The sequence below is a fragment of the Streptomyces sp. S063 genome (assembly GCF_002832675.1).
GTDB classification, from domain to species: Bacteria; Actinomycetota; Actinomycetes; order Streptomycetales; family Streptomycetaceae; genus Streptomyces; species Streptomyces sindenensis.
In genome coordinates this window covers 5,889,202-5,907,317 of sequence record NZ_CP021707.1, presented here as the reverse complement: position 1 = coordinate 5,907,317, position 18,116 = coordinate 5,889,202, and the positions used below count along the sequence as shown (strand labels likewise).

Below are 18,116 nucleotides of genomic sequence, written 5' to 3'. Positions count from 1 at the left end.
GGTCCATGGCCCCCGGCAGTCGTCTGCCGGGGGCCGTGTTCGACCGGCTGCCGCCTGCCGGGGGCCGTGCTCGGCCGACGGCCCGCTCCGGCGGCCGACATGACAAGCGCATGACAGAATGCACGACCGCGACCGCGCACCACCGCGTTCCCGCGCCGGGCGGGGTCGCGCACCATCGCACGCATCAGCTGTTCAGGGGGACTTCTTCCATGCGATCGATACGTCCGCTGCTGGCCGCCACCGGCCTCGTCGCGGCGCTCACGCTGACGGCCACGGCCTGCGGTCCCGAGGAGGACTCCGCGGCCGCCAAGCCGTCGGCGACCGACGGGGCGGCCGACAAGGACCCCGCCGCCGGCCTGCCCGGTGAACTGAGTGACGCCCTGGAGAAGCACGGGGTCGACCCGGAGAAGTGGAAGGACGGCGGGTGGAAGAACTGGGACAAGGACGGCTGGCTCCGCAAGGCCGAGGACTTCGTCAACCCGGTCATCGACGGGCTCTGGAAGCCGGACCGGATGGCCACCGCCGAGGAGCCCGCCAAGACGATGACGGCCGGTGACCTCTCCGCCGGCCAGGACGTCAGCGACCCGGAGCCGGCCCCTGTGCGGGCCAAGCCGGAGAAACTGCCCTACCACCGGCACGCCGCCCCGGTCGGCAAGGTCTTCTTCGACTCCCCCAAGGGCTCCATGGTGTGCTCGGGCACGGTCGTGAAGGACCCGAAGAACCCCGGGAAGTCCAACCTCGTGTGGACCGCCGGGCACTGCGTGCACGCCGGCGCCGGCGGGGGCTGGTACCGCAACATCATCTTCGTGCCCTCGTACAACGACCAGGGCAAGAACGCGGCACAGCTGCGGACCGCGCAGCCGCAGGAGGTCGCCCCGTACGGCACCTACTGGGCGGACTGGGCGGCGGCCTCCGGCGAGTGGATCTCCGGCGGCGGCCCGACGGGCGGTGCCGGCGCGCCGTACGACTACGCGGTCCTGCACGTGAAGCCCCAGAACGGGACGAAGTCGCTGGAGGAGACCGTGGGCAACGCGCTGCCGGTCTCCTTCGACGCCCCGGAGATCCAGCAGATCAGCGGCATGGGCGCCTGGGGCTACCCGGCGGGTCCGCCGTACGACGGCCTGCTGATGCACCAGTGCGTCGACCGTCCCGGGCGGCTCTCGATCGCCCCTGGGACCCCGACCATGTACCGGATCGGCTGCACCATGACCGGCGGCTCCTCCGGTGGCGGCTGGTTCGTCGCCGGACCGGACGGGAAGTCGATGCTGGTCTCCAACACGTCGATCGGTCCGGTCACTTCGGGCTGGCTGGCCGGGCCCCGGCTCGGCGAGGACGCCCGGCGCACCTTCGCGACGATGAGCGACAAGTTCGCCGGTCAGTAGGCCAGGACGACGGTCACACGCCGAAGGCCCGGCCCGGACTCTCCAAGGAGTCCGGGCCGGGCCTTCGGCTGTCGTTCGGTCTTCGGTCCCGCGGCCGTCAGTGCGCGGCGAGGACGAAGGTCTCCAGCTCGGCGGCCAGCTCCTCGTGGACCTGGGCCTTGAGCAGGGTGCCCTCGGCGGTGTGCTCCTCGGAGAGCACCTCACCCTCGGCGTGCACCCGGGAGACCAGAGCCCCCTGGATGTACGGCACGAGCACCTCGACCTCGACGGAGGGCCGGGGCAGCTCGGCGTCGATGAGCGCGAGCAGCTCGTCGATGCCTTCGCCCGTGCGGGCCGAGACCGTGATCGCGTACTTCTCGTTGCGCAGGAGGCGCTGGATGACCAGGGGGTCCGCCGCGTCCGCCTTGTTGATGACGACGATCTCTCGTACGTTCACCGCGCCGACGTCCCGGATCACCTCGCGGACCGCGGCGAGCTGCTCCTCCGGCACCGGGTGGGAGCCGTCCACCACGTGCAGGATGAGATCGGACTCGCCGACCTCCTCCATCGTGGAGCGGAACGCCTCGACGAGGTGGTGCGGCAGGTGCCGGACGAAGCCGACGGTATCGGCGAGGGTGTAGATACGGCCGCTCGGCGTCTCGGCCCGGCGGACGGTCGGGTCCAGGGTGGCGAACAGGGCGTTCTCCACCAGGACACCGGCCCCGGTCAGCCGGTTGAGCAGCGAGGACTTGCCGGCGTTGGTGTATCCGGCGATGGCGACGGAGGGCACCTTGTTGCGCTTGCGCTCCTGCCGCTTGATCTCGCGGCCGGTCTTCATCTCCGCGATCTCCCGGCGCATCTTCGCCATCTTCTCGCGGATCCGTCGCCGGTCCGTCTCGATCTTGGTCTCACCGGGGCCACGGGTGGCCATACCGCCACCGCCGCTGGAACCGCCGCCGCCCATCTGCCGGGAGAGCGACTGACCCCAGCCGCGCAGCCTCGGCAGCATGTACTGCATCTGCGCCAGCGAGACCTGCGCCTTGCCCTCGCGGGACTTGGCGTGCTGGGCGAAGATGTCGAGGATCAGGGCCGTCCGGTCGACCACCTTGACCTTGACGACGTCTTCGAGGTGGATCAGCTGGCCGGGGCTCAGCTCACCGTCGCAGACGACGGTGTCGGCACCGGATTCGAGCACGATGTCACGCAGCTCCAGCGCCTTGCCCGAACCGATGTACGTCGCCGGGTCGGGCTTGTCCCGCCGCTGGTACACCGCGTCCAGCACCTGGGCGCCCGCCGTCTCGGCGAGTGCGGCGAGCTCCGCGAGGGAGATCTCCGCGTCGTGCACCGTCCCCGAGGTCCAGACGCCCACCAGCACCACGCGCTCCAGGCGCAGCTGGCGGTACTCGACCTCGGTGACGTCCTCGAGCTCCGTGGAGAGACCGGCCACGCGCCGCAGGGCGGCACGCTCGGAGCGGTCGAGCTGGTCGCCGTCCCTGGCTCCGTCGATCTCGTGGCTCCAGGCGACGTCCTCTTCCATCAGGGCGTCGGCCCGGCGGGCCTCGGTGAGGCTCTCGGTGGTGTTCTCCGTGGCGCTCTGCGCGTCCTGCGCGTCCTGGGGAAGGGAAGAAGAGGAGGTCATTGGATCCTTACGTCGATAGAAGTCTTTACGTCAGTCACAACGTGTGATCTTCCCGGATGATTCCCTGCGGGGAATTCCGGTGCGGTCCGCCGCGCCGACGCGTCGATAGTGGCACGGCCCCGCCCGGCCCGTCACGCGGGTTTCGCGCTGCGCCAGTCCGGGTGTCCGGGCATCGGCGGGGTCTTCTTCCCGTACAGCCAGCCGTCGAAGAAGGCGGTCAGATCACGGCCGGCGACACCGGACGCCAGCCGCGTGAAGTCCGCGGTGGTCGCCGTGGAGTCCCGGTGCACCCGGACCCAGGTGCGCTCCAGCCGGTCGAAGGCCCTCTCGCCGATCTCCTGGCGCAGGGCGTAGAGGACCAGCGCGCTGCCGTCGTACATGACCGGGCGAAACAGGCTGAGCTTCTGCCCCGGGGCCGGACCGTCCGGGTGCGCCGGGGGACCGCCGTCCGCGCGCCAGCCGTCGGACAGCTTGTACGCCTCACGCATCCGGCGTTCCAGGGTCGGGCCGCCCTTCTCCTCGGCGTACCGGGCCTCGTACCAGCTGGCGTGTCCCTCGTTGAGCCACAGGTCGGACCAGGTCGCGGGCGAGACGCTGTCGCCGAACCACTGGTGGGCCAGCTCGTGGATCATCACGGACTCGACGTACCACTCCGGGTAGCCGGGCTCGGTGAAGAAGGACTTCCCGAACAGGGAGAGCGTCTGGGTCTCCAGGGCGAAGCCGATGGGGCTGTCGGCGACGAGCACCCCGTACGTCTCGAAGGGGTAGCGGCCGACCCGCCGCTCCATCCACTCCAGCTGGGCCGGGGTCTTCTCCAGCCAGGGCTCCAGCTCCTTCCGGTCGGCGGCCGGGACGACGTCGCGCACCGGCAGTCCGTGCGGGCCGGTGCGGTGCGCGACGGCGGAGCGGCCGATGGAGACCTGGGCCAGTTCGGTGGCCATGGGGTGCTCGGTGCGGTACGTCCAGGTGGTCGAGGAACCGTGCCGGGTCTTCGCCACGGGCAGCCCGGCCGCGACCGCCGTCAGCCGGTCCGGGGCAGTGATCCGGAAGGTGAAGAACGCCTTGTCCGAGGGGTGGTCGTTGCTCGGGAAGACGCGGTGGGCGGCGTCGGCCTGGTTGGCCATGGCGAGCCCGTCGGCGGTCCGCACCCAGCCGCCGTCGTCCCCGGATCCACTCGGGTCGCTGGTGTGCCGGACGGTGATGTTCAGCGGTGCGCCCGCGGGGAGGCGGCGGGGGGCCTGGAGGACGAGGTCCTCTCGCTTGCTGCCGAAGTCGACGCTCTGCCCGTTGACCTCGACGCCCCGGACGGTCCCCCGGGCGAAGTCGAGGTTGATCCGGTCGAGCGGGGCGGTGGTGCGGGCCCTGATCTTGGTGACGGCGTCCAGGGGTTTGGTGTTGCTGCCGTGGTACGTGAGGGCGATGTCGTACGCGAGGACGTCGTAGCCGGGGTTGCCCAGCTCAGGGAAGAGCCGGTCGCCGATGCCCAGGGGCTCGGGGGCGGGCAGGGCGGCGGCGACGAGGGCGGCCGAGGCGGTCGCCAGCAGGGCGGCGCGCAGGCGGCGGGTCAGGAGCGGCATGGACTACGGCTATCAGCGCGGGGCCGCCCGACCGGGGAGCCGCGCGCCGCACCACCCGAACGAGGACGGCTGGTGCGCGGCGGCTCGGCCCGTCGGAGCCGGGTGCGTTCGGTGCGGACCGGCCGGTGGGGCGGCCGGTGGGGCGGCCGTCGCGGGTGCCGCTCAGCCCGTCGGGGCCGGGTGCTGGGCGCGGCTGACGTCGTAGACCCCGGCGACGTCGCGCATGGCACGCATCAGGCCGGGCAGACCGGCCGCGTCGGGGAGCCGGAGGGTGTAGGTGTGGCGGACCCGCTGCTCGCTGGGCGGTTCCACGGTGGCGGAGACGATCGCCGCGTCGGCGGTGGCGATCGCCTCGGTGAGGTCGGCGAGGAGGCGGGGGCGGCCGAACGATTCGGCGACCAGGGTGACCCGGCAGCCCGTATCGGACTCCCGGCCCTCCCCGTCCGCCCAGTGGACCCCGACCGGGGCCCGGCCGATCTCCTGCATCGCGGCGACGGCGGGGCACTCCCGGCGGTGCACGGTGACCGCGCCGCCCCGGACGACGAAGCCGGTCAGCTCGTCGGGGGGCACCGGCGTACAGCAGCCGGCCAGGCGCACCGGCGCGTCCGGCCCCTCGACGACGACGCCCGCGGCACGGGGCCCGGACCGGGTGCGGACGGGGGCCCCGCCCGCCGGGGCCTCGCGTTCCGGGGAGGCCGCGGGCTCGCCCGGAGCGCCGGACGAGGTCGCCCCGGCGGTCTCCGGGTCGGGCTTCGCCTCGTCCGGGTGGTCGCTGAACCAGCCGGTGATCGCGATCCGGGCGGCGGGGGTACGCGCATGGTCCAGCCAGTCGGGCGAGGGGCCGGAGGCGGTGTCCTGGGCCAGCAGCAGCTGCACGGTGTCGCCGTCGCTGAGGACGGTGCTCAGGGTCGCGAGGCGGCCGTTGACCCGGGCCCCGATGGCCGTGTGGGCCCGGTCGCCGTACTGCGCGTAGGCGGCGTCCACACAGCTGGCCCCGGCGGGCAGCCCGAGGGTGCCGCCGTCGGTGCGGAAGACGGTGATCTCGCGGTCCTGGGCGAGGTCGTCGCGCAGAGTGGTCCAGAAGGTGTCGGGGTCGGTGGCGGACTCCTGCCAGTCCAGCAGCCGGGAGAGCCAGCCGGGCCGGGTCGGGTCGGCGCGCTCGTCGGACGGCTCGGCCTGCGGGGGTGCGGCGGGGTCCTGGGCGTACGGGTTGCCCAGCGCTACGACGCCCGCCTCGGCGACCTTGTGCATCCGGTGCGTACGGATGAGGACTTCGGCGACGGCCCCCTCGGGGCCGACGACGGCGGTGTGCAGCGACTGGTAGAGGTTGAACTTGGGGGCGGCGATGAAGTCCTTGAACTCGGAGATCACCGGGGTGAAGCAGGTGTGCAGTTCACCGAGGACGGCATAGCAGTCGGCGTCCTCGCCGACCAGGACGAGCAGTCGGCCGAAGTCGGTGCCGCGCAGTTCGCCGCGTTTCCTGCGGACCCGGTGCACGGAGACGAAGTGGCGCGGCCTGATGAGGACTTCGGCGCTGATGCCCGCGTCGCGCAGGGTGTGCGTCACGTTGCCGGCGATGGCTTCGAGGGGGTCGTCCGGGCCCGTCGCGGCAGCGATGAGCGCGCGGGTCTCCTCGTACTCCTCGGGGTGCAGGATCGCGAAGACCAGGTCCTCCAGCTCGGTCTTGAGCGCCTGAACGCCGAGCCGTTCGGCGAGCGGGATGAGCACGTCCCGGGTGACCTTGGCGATCCGCGCCTGTTTCTCGGGGCGCATCACCCCGAGGGTGCGCATGTTGTGCAGCCGGTCCGCGAGCTTGATGGACATCACCCGGACGTCGTTGCCGGTGGCGACGAGCATCTTGCGGAAGGTCTCCGGTTCCGCGGCGGCGCCGTAGTCGACCTTCTCCAGCTTCGTGACGCCGTCGACGAGGAAGCAGACCTCGTCGCCGAACTGCTCCTTGACCTGGTCGAGCGTCACTTCCGTGTCCTCGACGGTGTCGTGGAGCAGGGAGGCGGTGAGGGTGGTGGTCTCCGCGCCCAGTTCGGCGAGGATCAGCGTCACGGCCAGCGGATGTGTGATGTACGGCTCGCCGCTCTTGCGCATCTGGCCGCGGTGCGAGGACTCCGCGAGGACGTAGGCCCGGCGCAGGATGGTCAGGTCGGCGTCGGGGTGGTGGGCGCGGTGCGCCTCGGCGACATGGCTGATGGCGTCGGGCAGCCGGTCACGGGAGACCGGGCCGCGCAGCGCCACCCGGCCCAGTCTGCGCAGATCGATCCGGGGGCGGCTCCGCCTGCGAAGGGGGGCGCCCGGATCGGCGGCCTCTGCACTCATGGGCACCTCCGGCGACTCGACCGGCGGGGCGAGGGCTGGATGCGCCTCGGGGCCGGTGCTTGATGCTATCGAGCCCACCACGTGGCGCAGTCCAGCTCTCGCCGAGCGTGAAACGGATCACCCATTCGAGCGAAGCCCGGACCGATCACCGTTTCGAGCGGACCCCGCTTCAGAGGGCGGCGAGCCGTCGCACGGAAAGTGTCAAGCCATGCTCAGGCGGTTTCGAGCCAGGTCGGGTCGATGACGCCTTCGGCGACGATCACGGCGGGGCCCGTCATCTCGACCGCACCGTCGGGGTGCTCGGTGATGACGAGGGTGCCGCCGGGGAGATCCACCCGGTAGGTGGCGGGGAGGCCGGTGACGGCGGGGTCGGCGCCGTCCCGGCGGGCGGTGGCGACGGCGACCGCGCAGGCACCCGTGCCGCAGGAGCGGGTCTCGCCGGAGCCGCGCTCGTGGACGCGCATGCCGACGTGGCGCGGGCCCCGGTCGACGACGAACTCGACGTTGACGCCTTCGGGGTAGACCGCCTCGGGGGTGAAGGGCGGGGCGGTGAACAGATCGCCCGCGTGGTCCAGGTCGTCGACGAACGCGACGGCGTGCGGGTTGCCCATGTTGACGTTGCGGGCGGGCCAGCTGCGGCTGCCGACGCTGACCGTGACGCTCGTATCGGGCAGCCGGGCCTGTCCCATGGAGACGGTGATGTCGCCGTTCTTGGCGAGGTGCACGCGCTTGGTGCCGCCGCGGGTGGCGACGGTCAGGTCACCCTCCTCGACGAGGCCGGCGCGCTGGAGGTAGTGCGCGAAGACCCGCACGCCGTTGCCGCACATCTCGGCGATGGAGCCGTCCGCGTTGCGGTAGTCCATGAACCACTCGGCCTCGTCCGCCATGGACCGCGCCTCGGGGTGCGCGGCGGACCGCACGACGTGCAGCAGCCCGTCGCCGCCGATACCGGCCCGGCGGTCGCAGAGCCGGGCGACGAGGGCGGCGGGCAGCGTGAGGGCGTTGTCCGGGTCCGGGACGATCACGAAGTCGTTCTCGGTGCCGTGACCCTTGAGGAAGGCGATCTGCGAGGTGCTCACACGCCCACTGTACGAGGCGGCGCCGACAACCGGCTCCGGCGGACCCCGGCGTCCGGGGGCAGCCCCCACGCGAGAGGGCTCGTCGCGCGGGTCCGCGGCCGTCAGCGCAGCCGGGCGACGCGCCAGACGGCGAGGGCGACCAGGGCGAGGCCGGTCACGGCGTACAGCGCGATCACCCGCCAGTCCGGGCGGTCGCCCGACCCCCGGGAGGGCAGTCCGGGCCAGGTGTGACCCACGCGGCGGGCCGCCATCATGCCCCAGCCGGCCGCGCAGCAGCTGATCAGGAGCCCCAGCATGGCGACGATCGCGCCGCCGTCGCCGAACTCGAAGGCGAGCGGGAAGGCGAACATCAGCGAGCCGATCGCGGCCAGCATGACGATGGGGGCGAGCTGCCAGATCCGCAGTTTGCGGGTGGGGCGCAGCTCCACCTCGACCTCGGGGGCCACGTCCTGCTCGTCGGGCCCGTCGGGGCTCAGCCGTCCCGCGGTCTCCCGCGGCGACGGCACCTCGTGCTCTGTGTCGCGCTGCTCCGTGTCGCGAGGGCCGGCCTCCATCGCCACGCGCCCTCCCAACTCGGACTTCACTGGTGGATCGATGCTCGATGATGGCACGGTCACGGGCGTCGCATTGACGGGCGGAGCTTCCCGATGCCATCACGTGATCAGGCTGTGACCGCCCGTTCGACCAACGTCAGTGCCCGGTGCGGGAGTTCCCCCCGGTCATGGTCTCCGCCGCCGAGCCACACGACACGCGGGTCGCGGCGGAACCACGAATCCTGACGGCGGGCGAAGCGCTTGGTGGCGCGCACGGTCTCGGTCCGCGCCTCGTCCTCGGTGCACTCCCCCGCGAGCGCCGCGAGGATCTGCTGGTAGCCCAGGGCCCGTGAGGCGGTGAGGCCCTCGCGCAGCCCGGACGCCTCCAGGGCGCGCACCTCGTCCACAAGTCCGGCCTCCCACATCCGGTCGACGCGCAGGGCGATGCGCTCGTCCAGTTCGGGGCGGCCCACGTCGACGCCGATCTGAACGGCGTCGTAGACCGGCTCGTCGCCGGGGAGGTTGGCGGTGAAGGGCTTGCCGGTGATCTCGATGACCTCGAGGGCGCGGACGATGCGGCGGCCGTTGCTCGCCAGGATGGACCGGGCGGCTTCCGGGTCGGCGGCGGCGAGCCGTGCGTGCAGGGCGCCGGAGCCGCCCTCGGCGAGCTCCGCTTCGAGGCGGGCGCGCACCCCGGGGTCCGTACCGGGGAACTCCAGGGCGTCGATGGCGCCCTTCACGTACAGCCCGGAGCCGCCGACCAGAACGGGGGTGCGGCCCTCGGCGAGCAGCCGGTCGATCTCCAGGCGGGCCAGGCGCTGGTACTCGGCGACGCTGGCGGCCTCGGTGACGTCCCAGATGTCCAGCAGATGGTGCGGCACGCCGTCGCGCTCGGCGAGCGTCAGCTTCGCCGTGCCGATGTCCATCCCCCGGTAGAGCTGCATGGAGTCGGCGTTGATCACCTCGCCGCCGAGCCGCTGGGCGAGAAAGACCCCCAGATCCGATTTCCCGGCCGCTGTGGGGCCTACGACGGTGATGACACGGGGGGCGAGGCGGGGAGGGATCACCCGGACAGTCTCCCAAAAAGTCCGGGCCCTCCCGAACACACGCCGGGTGGCGCCATCGGAGGCGTAAAAACGGCAGGAACGGACAGGTGACGGACAATGGGGGCGGGAGAACACTCCCGCGACGACAGTCCTCCACACTGCACGGAAGGTGACCCAATGGGGTTCCTGGACAACCTGAAGGCGAAGCTGGGTCCGGCCAAGGAGAAGGTCGGCGACCTCGCGCAGCAGCACGGGGGCAAGATCGAGCAGGGCCTCGACAAGGCCGCGCGCACGGTCGACCAGAAGACCAAGGGCAAGTACAGCGACAAGATCGACTCGGGTACGCGCAAGGCCAAGGAGGCCGTGGACAAGCTGGGCCAGAAGGACGGCGGCGCGCCCGGAACCCCCGGTGCCCCGGGAACGCCCGGGAGCACCCCCGGCGGCCCCGGCAACACGCCTCCTCCGCCCCCGCCCGCGTCCTGATGTGACCGTGCTGCCCCGGCGGCGGGTCCGGAGCCGAGCGCTCCGGGCCCGCCGCCGGTCCGTTGCGACCAGGTTGTCCGACCGGGAGCGGCCGGCCCGTCAGGACCAGGCTGCGACGGTGTAGCCGACGCCGTAGGGGGCGTCCTCGTACAGCAGCCGTCCCGCGAGCCCGGTGTCCCGCGCGGCGCCGCCGAGCAGCTGCCAGGGGGCCCGTCCGGCCACCTTGAGCTCGTGGGCCAGTGCGGCGTCGAGCGCGGCGATGGCGTCGAGGTCCGCGGAGCCGAGCGCCTCGGTGGCCCGGGCGTCGAACGCGGCGGCCCGGTCGTCGAGGTAGCCGGGCGCCTTGAGGGTGCGGCAGGCGCTGCCGTCGCCCATCACCAGGAGCGCGATGCGGTCGGCGCGCCCCGCGACGGCACGGCCCGCCTCCGCGCAGTCCTCGGGGGCCGAGGTCGGCAGAAGGGCGAGCCCTTCGACGGGAGCTCCCGTCCAGCGGGCCCGGTCCAGCAGCCAGGCGCCCACCGCGAGGGACTGGGGCAGCGGGCGGCCCGCCGTCGTCGCGCCCTCGGGTGCGTGGCCGAGCGTCACGTCGAGATCCACGCCGACACCCCGGAAGGAGCCGTGCGCGCCGGGCGGGTAGGGCCCGACGGCCGGGTGTTCGTCCGATCCGGACGGCTCGTCGCCGGGCCCCACGACGACGAGCAGGTCCGGGCGCGCGGCGGCGAGCAGGCCGACGGCGTCGAGGCACGCGTCACGCGCTGCGTCGAGTTCGGGGGCGGCCCCGGCGGCGACCTCGGGCACCAGGAGCGGCGGGCAGGGGCAGACGGCGGCGGCGACAAGCATGCCGGTCAGCGTACTTGCCGACCGTCGCGAGCCGGTCGGCCGTTCGGGCCTGCGGCTCGGTGCCGTCGACCGCACGGAGTGGCCGGACCGGACCGGGAGACCGCGGACCGGGCCGGGCCCCGGGGGTGGAGGCGGGGGGCCGGAGCGGGGGCCGCCCCCAGCCCCCAGCCGTCAGCCGATGCCGCAGGCCGGAGCCGTGGCGGCCGGGAGCGGGTCCGGGGCGCCGATGCCCGGGAGGCCGAGCATCACTCCGGCGGGCTTCGCGGCGGCCTCGGTGGTGCGCTTCTCCCAGGCGTCGCCCGCGCGGGTGGACCGTACGGCGAGCGGCGTGCCCTCGGCGAGCAGGTGGTGCGGGGCGGCGTAGGTGATCTCGACGGTCACCACGTCACCCGGGCGCACGGGCTGCTCGGGCTGCGTGAAGTGGACCAGGCGGTTGTCGGGCGCGCGGCCGGAGAGGCGCTGGGTGGCGCCGTCCTTGCGGCCCTCGCCCTCGGCGACCATGACGTCCAGGGTGCGGCCGACCTGCTTCTTGTTCTCGTCCCAGGAGATCTGCTCCTGGAGGGCGGACAGGCGCATGTACCGCTCCTGGACGACCTCCTTGGGGATCTGGCCGTCCATGTCGGCGGCCGGCGTCCCGGGGCGCTTGGAGTACTGGAAGGTGAACGCGTTGGCGAACCGGGCCTCGCGGACGGCGTGCATCGTCTGCTCGAAGTCCTCCTCGGTCTCGCCGGGGAAGCCCACGATGATGTCGGTGGAGATGGCGGCGTCCGGCATCGCGGCGCGCACCTTCTCGATGATCCCGAGGAAGCGCTCCTGACGGTAGGAGCGGCGCATCGCCTTCAGGATGGTGTCGGAGCCGGACTGCATCGGCATGTGGAGCTGCGGCATCACGTTGGGCGTCTCGGCCATGGCGGCGATGACGTCGTCGGTGAAGTCGCGGGGGTGCGGCGAGGTGAAGCGGACGCGCTCCAGGCCCTCGATCTTTCCGCAGGCGCGCAGCAGCTTGGAGAAGGCCTCGCGGTCGCCGATGTCGGAGCCGTACGCGTTGACGTTCTGGCCGAGGAGGGTGATCTCGGAGACTCCCTCGGCGACCAGTGCCTCGATCTCGGCCAGGATGTCGCCGGTGCGGCGGTCCTTCTCCTTGCCCCGCAGCGCCGGGACGATGCAGAAGGTGCAGGTGTTGTTGCAGCCGACGGAGATGGAGACCCACGCGGCGTAGGCGGACTCGCGGCGGGTGGGGAGCGTGGAGGGGAAGGCCTCCAGGGACTCGGCGATCTCGATCTGCGCCTCCTCCTGGATGCGGGCGCGCTCCAGGAGGACCGGCAGCTTGCCGATGTTGTGCGTGCCGAAGACGACATCCACCCAGGGGGCGCGCTTGACGATGGTGTCGCGGTCCTTCTGCGCCAGGCAGCCGCCGACGGCGATCTGCATCCCGGGACGCTTGGTCTTCATGGGGGCGAGGCGGCCGAGGTTGCCGTAGAGCTTGTTGTCGGCGTTCTCCCGCACCGCGCAGGTGTTGAAGACGACGACGTCGGCGTCGCCGTCGGAGCCCTCGGGGGCGCGGACGTAACCGGCGCCCTCCAGGAGACCCGACAGCCGTTCGGAGTCGTGGACGTTCATCTGGCACCCGTAGGTGCGCACTTCGTAGCTCTTCTGGACGTCCACTGCTTCGCTCCGGTTGCCGCTGCTCATGGGACAAGGGTAGGCGGTTGCCGGGCGGCGCCCCTCCTGCCCCGTGCCCCGCCCCTCTTCCCGGCCCCGCCCGCTGTGGGGCGGGCCTCACGGGCGAGCCTGGCCAGGGGGGCGGGTGAGCTGGCAGGATCGCGCGCATGCACCACGCTCTGTCCCGATTCGGTCGCCGGCGCACCCTGCAGACGGGCGCCGTCCTCGCGGTCGTGCTCGGGCTGCTCGCGTGGTGGCTTCTGCCCCAGAGGGACGAGAGGGGCCCGAGCGGTCCGCTCACCTTCTCCACCGGAGTGCCCAGCGGGGTCTACCAGCGGTACGGGGAGCGGCTGGAGGACGCGCTCGCCAAGGACATGCCGGAGGTGGCCATACGGCTGCGGACCAGCGAGGGGTCGCAGCAGAACCTCGCCCGGGTGGCGACGGGCGAGGCGGACTTCACCATCGCGACGGCCGACGCCGTGGCCACCTATCTGCGCGACGGCAGGCAGGGGGCCCAGCGGCTGCGCGGCTGTGTCCGGCTGTACGACGACTACGTCCAGCTGGTCGTCCCCCGCGACTCCGACATCCGCAGCGCCGCCGGTCTGCGGGGCAAGCGGGTGGGCGTCGGCCAGGAGGGTTCCGGGGTACGGCTGGTCGCGGACCGGCTCCTGCAGGCGGCGGGGCTCGATCCGGACGACGACATCACCCCGGTGCCGGTGGGCATCGACACCATGCCCGTACGGCTGACGCAGGGGCAGCTGGACGCCTTCTTCTGGTCGGGCGGGCTGCCGACCGGTGCCGTGCAGGAGCTGTCGGAGCGCTTCGACATCCGCCTGGTGCCGCTGGAGGCCGACCTGGTCGCGAAGCTGCAGGCGGCGACCGGCCCGACCCGGTTCTACCGGTCGGCCATGATGCCCGCGGACGCCTACCCGGAGGCCCAGCAGGGCCAGTCGGTGCCCACGGTCGCCGTCGCCAATCTGCTCGTCACGACCGACCGTACGGACGCGGGCATGACCGAGGCCTTCACCCGGACGGTGATCAACAGCCGGGACCGCATCGGGCGCGAGGTGCACGCGGCGCAGCTGGTGGATCTGCGGACGGCCATCTACACGGATCCGCTGGACGTGCACGAAGGGGCCAAGGACTACTACCGCTCGGTGAAGCCGTGACCGGCTCTCGGCGAGAGCGCGGCGGCTCCCGGCATGGGGGCCCGGGCTCAGCCGCCCTGCCGTTCGCGGGCAGTGAGACGGTCACCCGCAAGCCGTGCGGTGGGTGGTGCTCGTACGCGATCGAGCCGCCGCCCGCCGCGAGCAGCACCCGGGAGATGGAGAGGCCCAGCCCCGATCCGCTGACGTTCTGGTGGCGGGTGCTGCGCCAGAAGCGGTCCCCTACGCGTTCCAGTTCCGCTTCGGTGAGGCCGGGGCCCCGGTCGGCGACCACGACGGTCGTCGTACGGGTTCCGACGGCGACGGTGACGGTGACGTCCTCGCCGGCCGGGGTGAACTTCAGGGCGTTGTCGATCACCGCGTCCAGGGCGCTGGGGAGTGCCACGGGGTCGGCCCAGGCGGTGGCCGCCGGGGCGCCCTCCAGGGTGAGCCGCACGCCCTCCCGGTCCGCCATCGGACGCCAGGAGGCGACCCGCTCGGCGGTCAGCGGGACGATGTCGATGAGCTGGAGGTCCGCCTCGGCGTGCTCGGCCAGCGCGAGGTCCAGGAGGTCGTCGAGGACCTGGGCCAGCCGCTTGCCCTCGGTGCGCACGGCCGCGACCTCCTCGCTGTCCTCGGGCAGTTCCAGGGCGAGCAGCTCGATGCGCAGCAGCAGCGCGGCGAGCGGGTTGCGCAGCTGGTGCGAGGCGTCGGCGACGAAGGCGCGCTGCTGCTCCAGCACGTCCTCGACGTTGTCCGCCATCTCGTTGAAGGAGCGGGCCAGGTGCCGGAGTTCCGGTGGTCCGGCGGAGGCCGCCACGCGGGAGCGCATGCGGCCCCCGGCGATGTCGCGGGTGGCCGCGTCCAGGGTCCGTACGGGCAGCAGGACCCAGCCGGTGAGCCGGACCGCCGCGGCGACCGCCACCAGCAGGGCGAATACCTCGCCGAGTCCGATGAGCAGCCAGGTCCGCAGGATCCGGGAGCGCATCTCGCCGGTGGGCGAGTCGATGACGACCACGGCGACCACGTCACCGTCGCGCACCACGGGCGAGGCGACGACGACGCGCCCGTTCTGCCAGGGCCAGACCTGCGGCGGATCGTGCGAGCGGCGGCCGAGCAGAGCCTCGCCGAAAGCCGTGCGGCCCTCCCCCTCGGCGGGCAGGGTCCAGAAACGGGGCGCCTTGGCCAGGGCCCGGTCGTCCTGGAAGAAGACGCCGGCGCGGATGTCGTACACCGAGGCGTAGACCTCCAGGTCGGTCTGGAGGGTGCGGCGTCGCTCCTCGCTGTCCGGGGAGGTGTCGGTGATGGACTGGGCCAGGGCGGCGAACCGTGCCGTGTCGTCGATCCGGTCGATGACCAGGCGCTGCTGCTCGGCGGCGGCCACGCTGATCGCGAGCGGGAAGCCGAGGGTGACCAGGACTGCGGCCATCAGAACGATGAGCAGCGGGAGCAGACGGGAGCGCACCGGGGAAACGTACCCGCCGGTTACGCGGACGGCGCGACGAGCCGGTAGCCGACGCCCCGCACGGTCTCGATCAGGGTGGGCAGCCGCAGCTTGGAGCGCAGGGAGGCGACGTGGACCTCCAGGGTGCGTCCGGTCCCCTCCCAGCTGGTGCGCCAGACCTCGCTGATGATCTGCTCGCGGCGGAAGACGACGCCGGGGCGCTGGGCGAGGAGGGCCAGCAGGTCGAACTCCTTACGGGTGAGCTGGACTTCCTCGTCCTCGACGCTGACCCGGCGGGTCGGCAGCTCGATGGCGACCGGCCCGAGGCGCAGGGAGGCGACGGGGGTGGGCGCGGTGTCCTCGCCGCTCGAGGTGCGCCGGGCGACCGCGTGGATACGGGCGAGCAGTTCGCCGGTGTCGTACGGCTTGGTGACGTAGTCGTCGGCGCCGAGGTTGAGGCCGTGGATGCGCGAGCGCACGTCGGCGCGGGCGGTCACCATGATCACGGGGGTCGCGGTGCGCTTGCGGATCTTGCCACACACCTCGTAGCCGTCCTGGTCGGGCAGGCCGAGGTCGAGGAGGATCACCCCGAAGGGCTCCTTCTCCGCGGGCAGCAGCGCGCGAAGGGCCTCTTCGCCGTTGCGGGCGTGCACGACCTGGAATCCGTGCCGGGCGAGCACGGCGGACAGGGCTGCGGCGACATGGTCGTCGTCCTCGACGAGCAGCAGTCTCATGACCCTCCCTCCGTCCCTCCCGGGGCCGTCCGGCTCCTGGGGCTCATCCGTGCAACCGTTGCACGCTGTCACCGGGTGTTGTCCCGCGTTTCGCCCTGCTTCGTCCGGAAGACCCGTCTCGTGATCTTCCGTTCATCGACGCTTCGCGTCGACCTCGCTCAAGGCATCCACGCCGATGAACGGCACACCAGTCAAGAGTCTGCCGGTTACAGCGGGGTTTCCGTTATGCACCCGGTACGCCCCGGGGCGGCGCCGGGCGTCCTGTTCACGCGGAGTGTCCGGTTGCCGCCGGATCGTTATGCTCAATTTCCGCTCAGATGTAATGACGTTGGTCGCACTGCGTCATTAGGGTCCTTGTTCAACCGAGGAGGACGGAGCAAGAAGCCGATGAGCGGAGTTTCAGTGACCAAGGACGCCGAGGATGCCGCGCCCGCGGCGAACGACCTGGTCGTACTGAGCAACGTCAACAAGCACTTCGGCGCGCTGCATGTGCTCCAGGACATCGACCTGACCATCGCCCGGGGCGAGGTCGTGGTCGTCATCGGGCCTTCCGGGTCCGGCAAGTCCACGCTGTGCCGCACGATCAACCGCTTGGAGACGGTCGATTCGGGAGCGATCTCGATCGACGGCAAGCCCCTGCCCCAGGAGGGCAAGGAGCTGGCCAGGCTGCGTGCCGACGTGGGCATGGTCTTCCAGTCGTTCAATCTCTTCGCACACAAGACGGTGCTGGAGAACGTCATGCTGGGCCAGATCAAGGTCCGCAAGGCCGACAAGAAGGCCGCGGAGGAGAAGGCCCGGACCCTGCTCGACCGGGTGGGCGTCGGCGTACAGGCCGACAAGTACCCGGCGCAGCTCTCCGGTGGCCAGCAGCAACGCGTCGCGATCGCACGGGCGTTGGCGATGGACCCGAAGGTCATGCTCTTCGACGAGCCCACGTCGGCGCTCGACCCGGAGATGATCAACGAGGTCCTCGAAGTCATGCAGCAGCTGGCCCGGGACGGGATGACGATGATCGTCGTCACCCACGAGATGGGCTTCGCCCGGTCCGCCGCCAACCGCGTCGTGTTCATGGCGGACGGGAAGATCGTCGAAGAGGCGACGCCCGACCAGTTCTTCAGCAATCCGCGCAGCGACCGGGCCAAGGACTTCCTGTCGAAGATCCTTCACCACTGACGACAACGACCTACGACATAAGGATTGTTCACATGAAGCTCCGCAAGTCCGCCGCCGTGGCGGCCATCGCCGTCCTCGCCCTGACCGCGACCGCGTGTGGTGGCAAGGAGGGCTCCGCCGGTGACAAGCCGGGTGGCACGAAGCCGGGTTCCTCCGACGCCCCCGCGCTCCCCACCTACACCGCGGCCACCGGTGTCGACCTCGACTCCCCGGTCTTCAAGAAGGCCAAGGAGCGCGGCAAGCTGATCATCGGCGCCAAGGCCGACCAGCCGTACCTCGGCTTCGAGGACCAGTCGACCAAGGAGCGCTCGGGCTTCGACATCGAGATCGCCAAGATGGTCGCCGCCGACCTCGGCTTCTCGGAGAAGCAGATCGAGTGGAAGACCGTCGACTCCGGTGTCCGTGAGACGGCCATCTCCAAGGGCCAGGTCGACTACTACGTCGGCACGTACACGATCAACGACGAGCGCAAGAAGCAGGTCGGCTTCGCCGGTCCGTACTACAAGGCCGGCGCGGACCTCCTCGTGCGCAAGGACGAGACGGCGATCACCGGCAAGGAGTCGGTGAAGGGCAAGAAGGTCTGCTCGATCGTCGGATCCACGCCGCTGCAGGAGATCAAGAAGCCGGAGTACGGCGCGAGCGTCGTCGAGCTGGCCAAGTACTCCGACTGCGTGCAGCAGCTGCTGACCAAGCAGGTCGACGCCGTCACCACGGACGACTCGATCCTCAAGGGCTACGCCGCCGCCAACAAGGGCAAGCTCAAGGTCGTCGGCAAGCCGTTCACCGACGAGCCCTACGGCGTCGGCCTGAACAAGGACGACAAGGTGCTCCGCGAGGCCATCAGCAAGTCGCTGGAGGACCGCGTCAAGGACGGCACGTACAAGAAGATCTACGAGGCCACCCTCGGCCTGTCCGGCTCGGACTACGTCGACCCGCCGGCCATCGAGCGTTACTGACGCCCTCGGGCGCCCGGCACCGTCGGGCGCCCGGCACCTCCCGGTGCCCGAGCGCCGACGTCCGTCACGGCGCCCCGCGAGTGACCCAGGCGTCCCGTACGCCGCCGCCGTCC

At 71.9% G+C, this 18,116-nt stretch carries 14 protein-coding genes and 1 pseudogene; 5 read left to right on the top strand and 10 right to left on the bottom strand.

The features are described from left to right. Positions 1–209 precede the first annotated feature (209 nt). On the top strand, positions 210–1,382 hold the full coding sequence (locus CCZ36_RS27260) for a trypsin-like serine peptidase (RefSeq protein ID WP_069743328.1): 1,173 nt from the start codon (positions 210–212) through the stop codon (positions 1,380–1,382). 97 nt (positions 1,383–1,479) lie between these two features. Here the strand turns inward: CCZ36_RS27260 and hflX are convergent, their stop codons facing one another. From hflX to miaA, 6 genes are all read right to left on the bottom strand, one after another. Further along, a complete protein-coding gene (gene hflX / locus CCZ36_RS27255; RefSeq protein WP_128818767.1) occupies positions 1,480–3,000 on the bottom strand; it encodes a GTPase HflX in 1,521 nt (506 codons plus the stop codon). A 131-nt stretch (positions 3,001–3,131) separates the two neighbouring features. Further along, entirely contained in the window at positions 3,132–4,577 is a 1,446-nt protein-coding gene (locus tag CCZ36_RS27250) for a M1 family metallopeptidase (protein ID WP_069743330.1), read from the bottom strand. 162 nt (positions 4,578–4,739) lie between these two features. Then, positions 4,740–6,908, bottom strand: a complete 2,169-nt coding sequence (locus tag CCZ36_RS27245; protein ID WP_128818766.1) for a RelA/SpoT family protein — start codon at positions 6,906–6,908, stop codon at positions 4,740–4,742. 212 nt (positions 6,909–7,120) lie between these two features. Further along, complete coding sequence (gene dapF / locus CCZ36_RS27240; RefSeq protein ID WP_128818765.1) at positions 7,121–7,987, bottom strand: diaminopimelate epimerase; 867 nt, start codon at positions 7,985–7,987, stop codon at positions 7,121–7,123. Between the two features lie 101 nt (positions 7,988–8,088). Continuing rightward, entirely contained in the window at positions 8,089–8,541 is a 453-nt protein-coding gene (locus tag CCZ36_RS27235) for a hypothetical protein (protein WP_069743332.1), read from the bottom strand. A gap of 107 nt (positions 8,542–8,648) precedes the next feature. Then, entirely contained in the window at positions 8,649–9,587 is a 939-nt protein-coding gene (miaA, locus tag CCZ36_RS27230; RefSeq protein ID WP_128818764.1) for a tRNA (adenosine(37)-N6)-dimethylallyltransferase MiaA, read from the bottom strand. Positions 9,588–9,743: 156 nt separating this feature from the next. On the opposite strand from miaA, the gene CCZ36_RS27225 reads away from it, so the two are divergent. Further along, complete coding sequence (locus tag CCZ36_RS27225) at positions 9,744–10,049, top strand: antitoxin (protein WP_128818763.1); 306 nt, start codon at positions 9,744–9,746, stop codon at positions 10,047–10,049. A gap of 99 nt (positions 10,050–10,148) precedes the next feature. Here CCZ36_RS27225 and CCZ36_RS27220 read toward each other — a convergent pair whose 3' ends face one another. Together CCZ36_RS27220 and miaB are read right to left on the bottom strand one after the other, a co-directional pair. Beyond that, the gene (locus tag CCZ36_RS27220; protein ID WP_069743337.1) at positions 10,149–10,889 is read right to left on the bottom strand and encodes a class III extradiol dioxygenase subunit B-like domain-containing protein; all 741 of its coding nucleotides are present in this window, start codon (positions 10,887–10,889) and stop codon (positions 10,149–10,151) included. 171 nt (positions 10,890–11,060) lie between these two features. Next, positions 11,061–12,581, bottom strand: a complete 1,521-nt coding sequence (miaB, locus tag CCZ36_RS27215) for a tRNA (N6-isopentenyl adenosine(37)-C2)-methylthiotransferase MiaB (protein ID WP_069738677.1) — start codon at positions 12,579–12,581, stop codon at positions 11,061–11,063. 137 nt (positions 12,582–12,718) lie between these two features. Between miaB and CCZ36_RS27210 the strand changes: the two genes are divergently transcribed. Continuing rightward, a complete protein-coding gene (locus tag CCZ36_RS27210; RefSeq protein WP_128818762.1) occupies positions 12,719–13,720 on the top strand; it encodes a TAXI family TRAP transporter solute-binding subunit in 1,002 nt (333 codons plus the stop codon). 67 nt (positions 13,721–13,787) lie between these two features. Here the strand turns inward: CCZ36_RS27210 and CCZ36_RS27205 are convergent. Both CCZ36_RS27205 and CCZ36_RS27200 read right to left on the bottom strand, forming a co-directional pair. Continuing rightward, positions 13,788–15,161 (bottom strand): annotated as a pseudogene (locus CCZ36_RS27205) (sensor histidine kinase); the annotation flags it as partial. A 20-nt stretch (positions 15,162–15,181) separates the two neighbouring features. Then, the gene (locus CCZ36_RS27200; protein WP_069738680.1) at positions 15,182–15,874 is read right to left on the bottom strand and encodes a response regulator transcription factor; all 693 of its coding nucleotides are present in this window, start codon (positions 15,872–15,874) and stop codon (positions 15,182–15,184) included. Between the two features lie 387 nt (positions 15,875–16,261). Between CCZ36_RS27200 and CCZ36_RS27195 the strand changes: the two genes are divergently transcribed. After that, complete coding sequence (locus tag CCZ36_RS27195) at positions 16,262–17,047, top strand: amino acid ABC transporter ATP-binding protein (RefSeq protein WP_069738681.1); 786 nt, start codon at positions 16,262–16,264, stop codon at positions 17,045–17,047. A 32-nt stretch (positions 17,048–17,079) separates the two neighbouring features. Further along, positions 17,080–18,003, top strand: coding sequence for a glutamate ABC transporter substrate-binding protein (locus tag CCZ36_RS27190; protein ID WP_069743341.1), 924 nt, complete (start codon positions 17,080–17,082; stop codon positions 18,001–18,003). Positions 18,004–18,116: the final 113 nt, after the last annotated feature.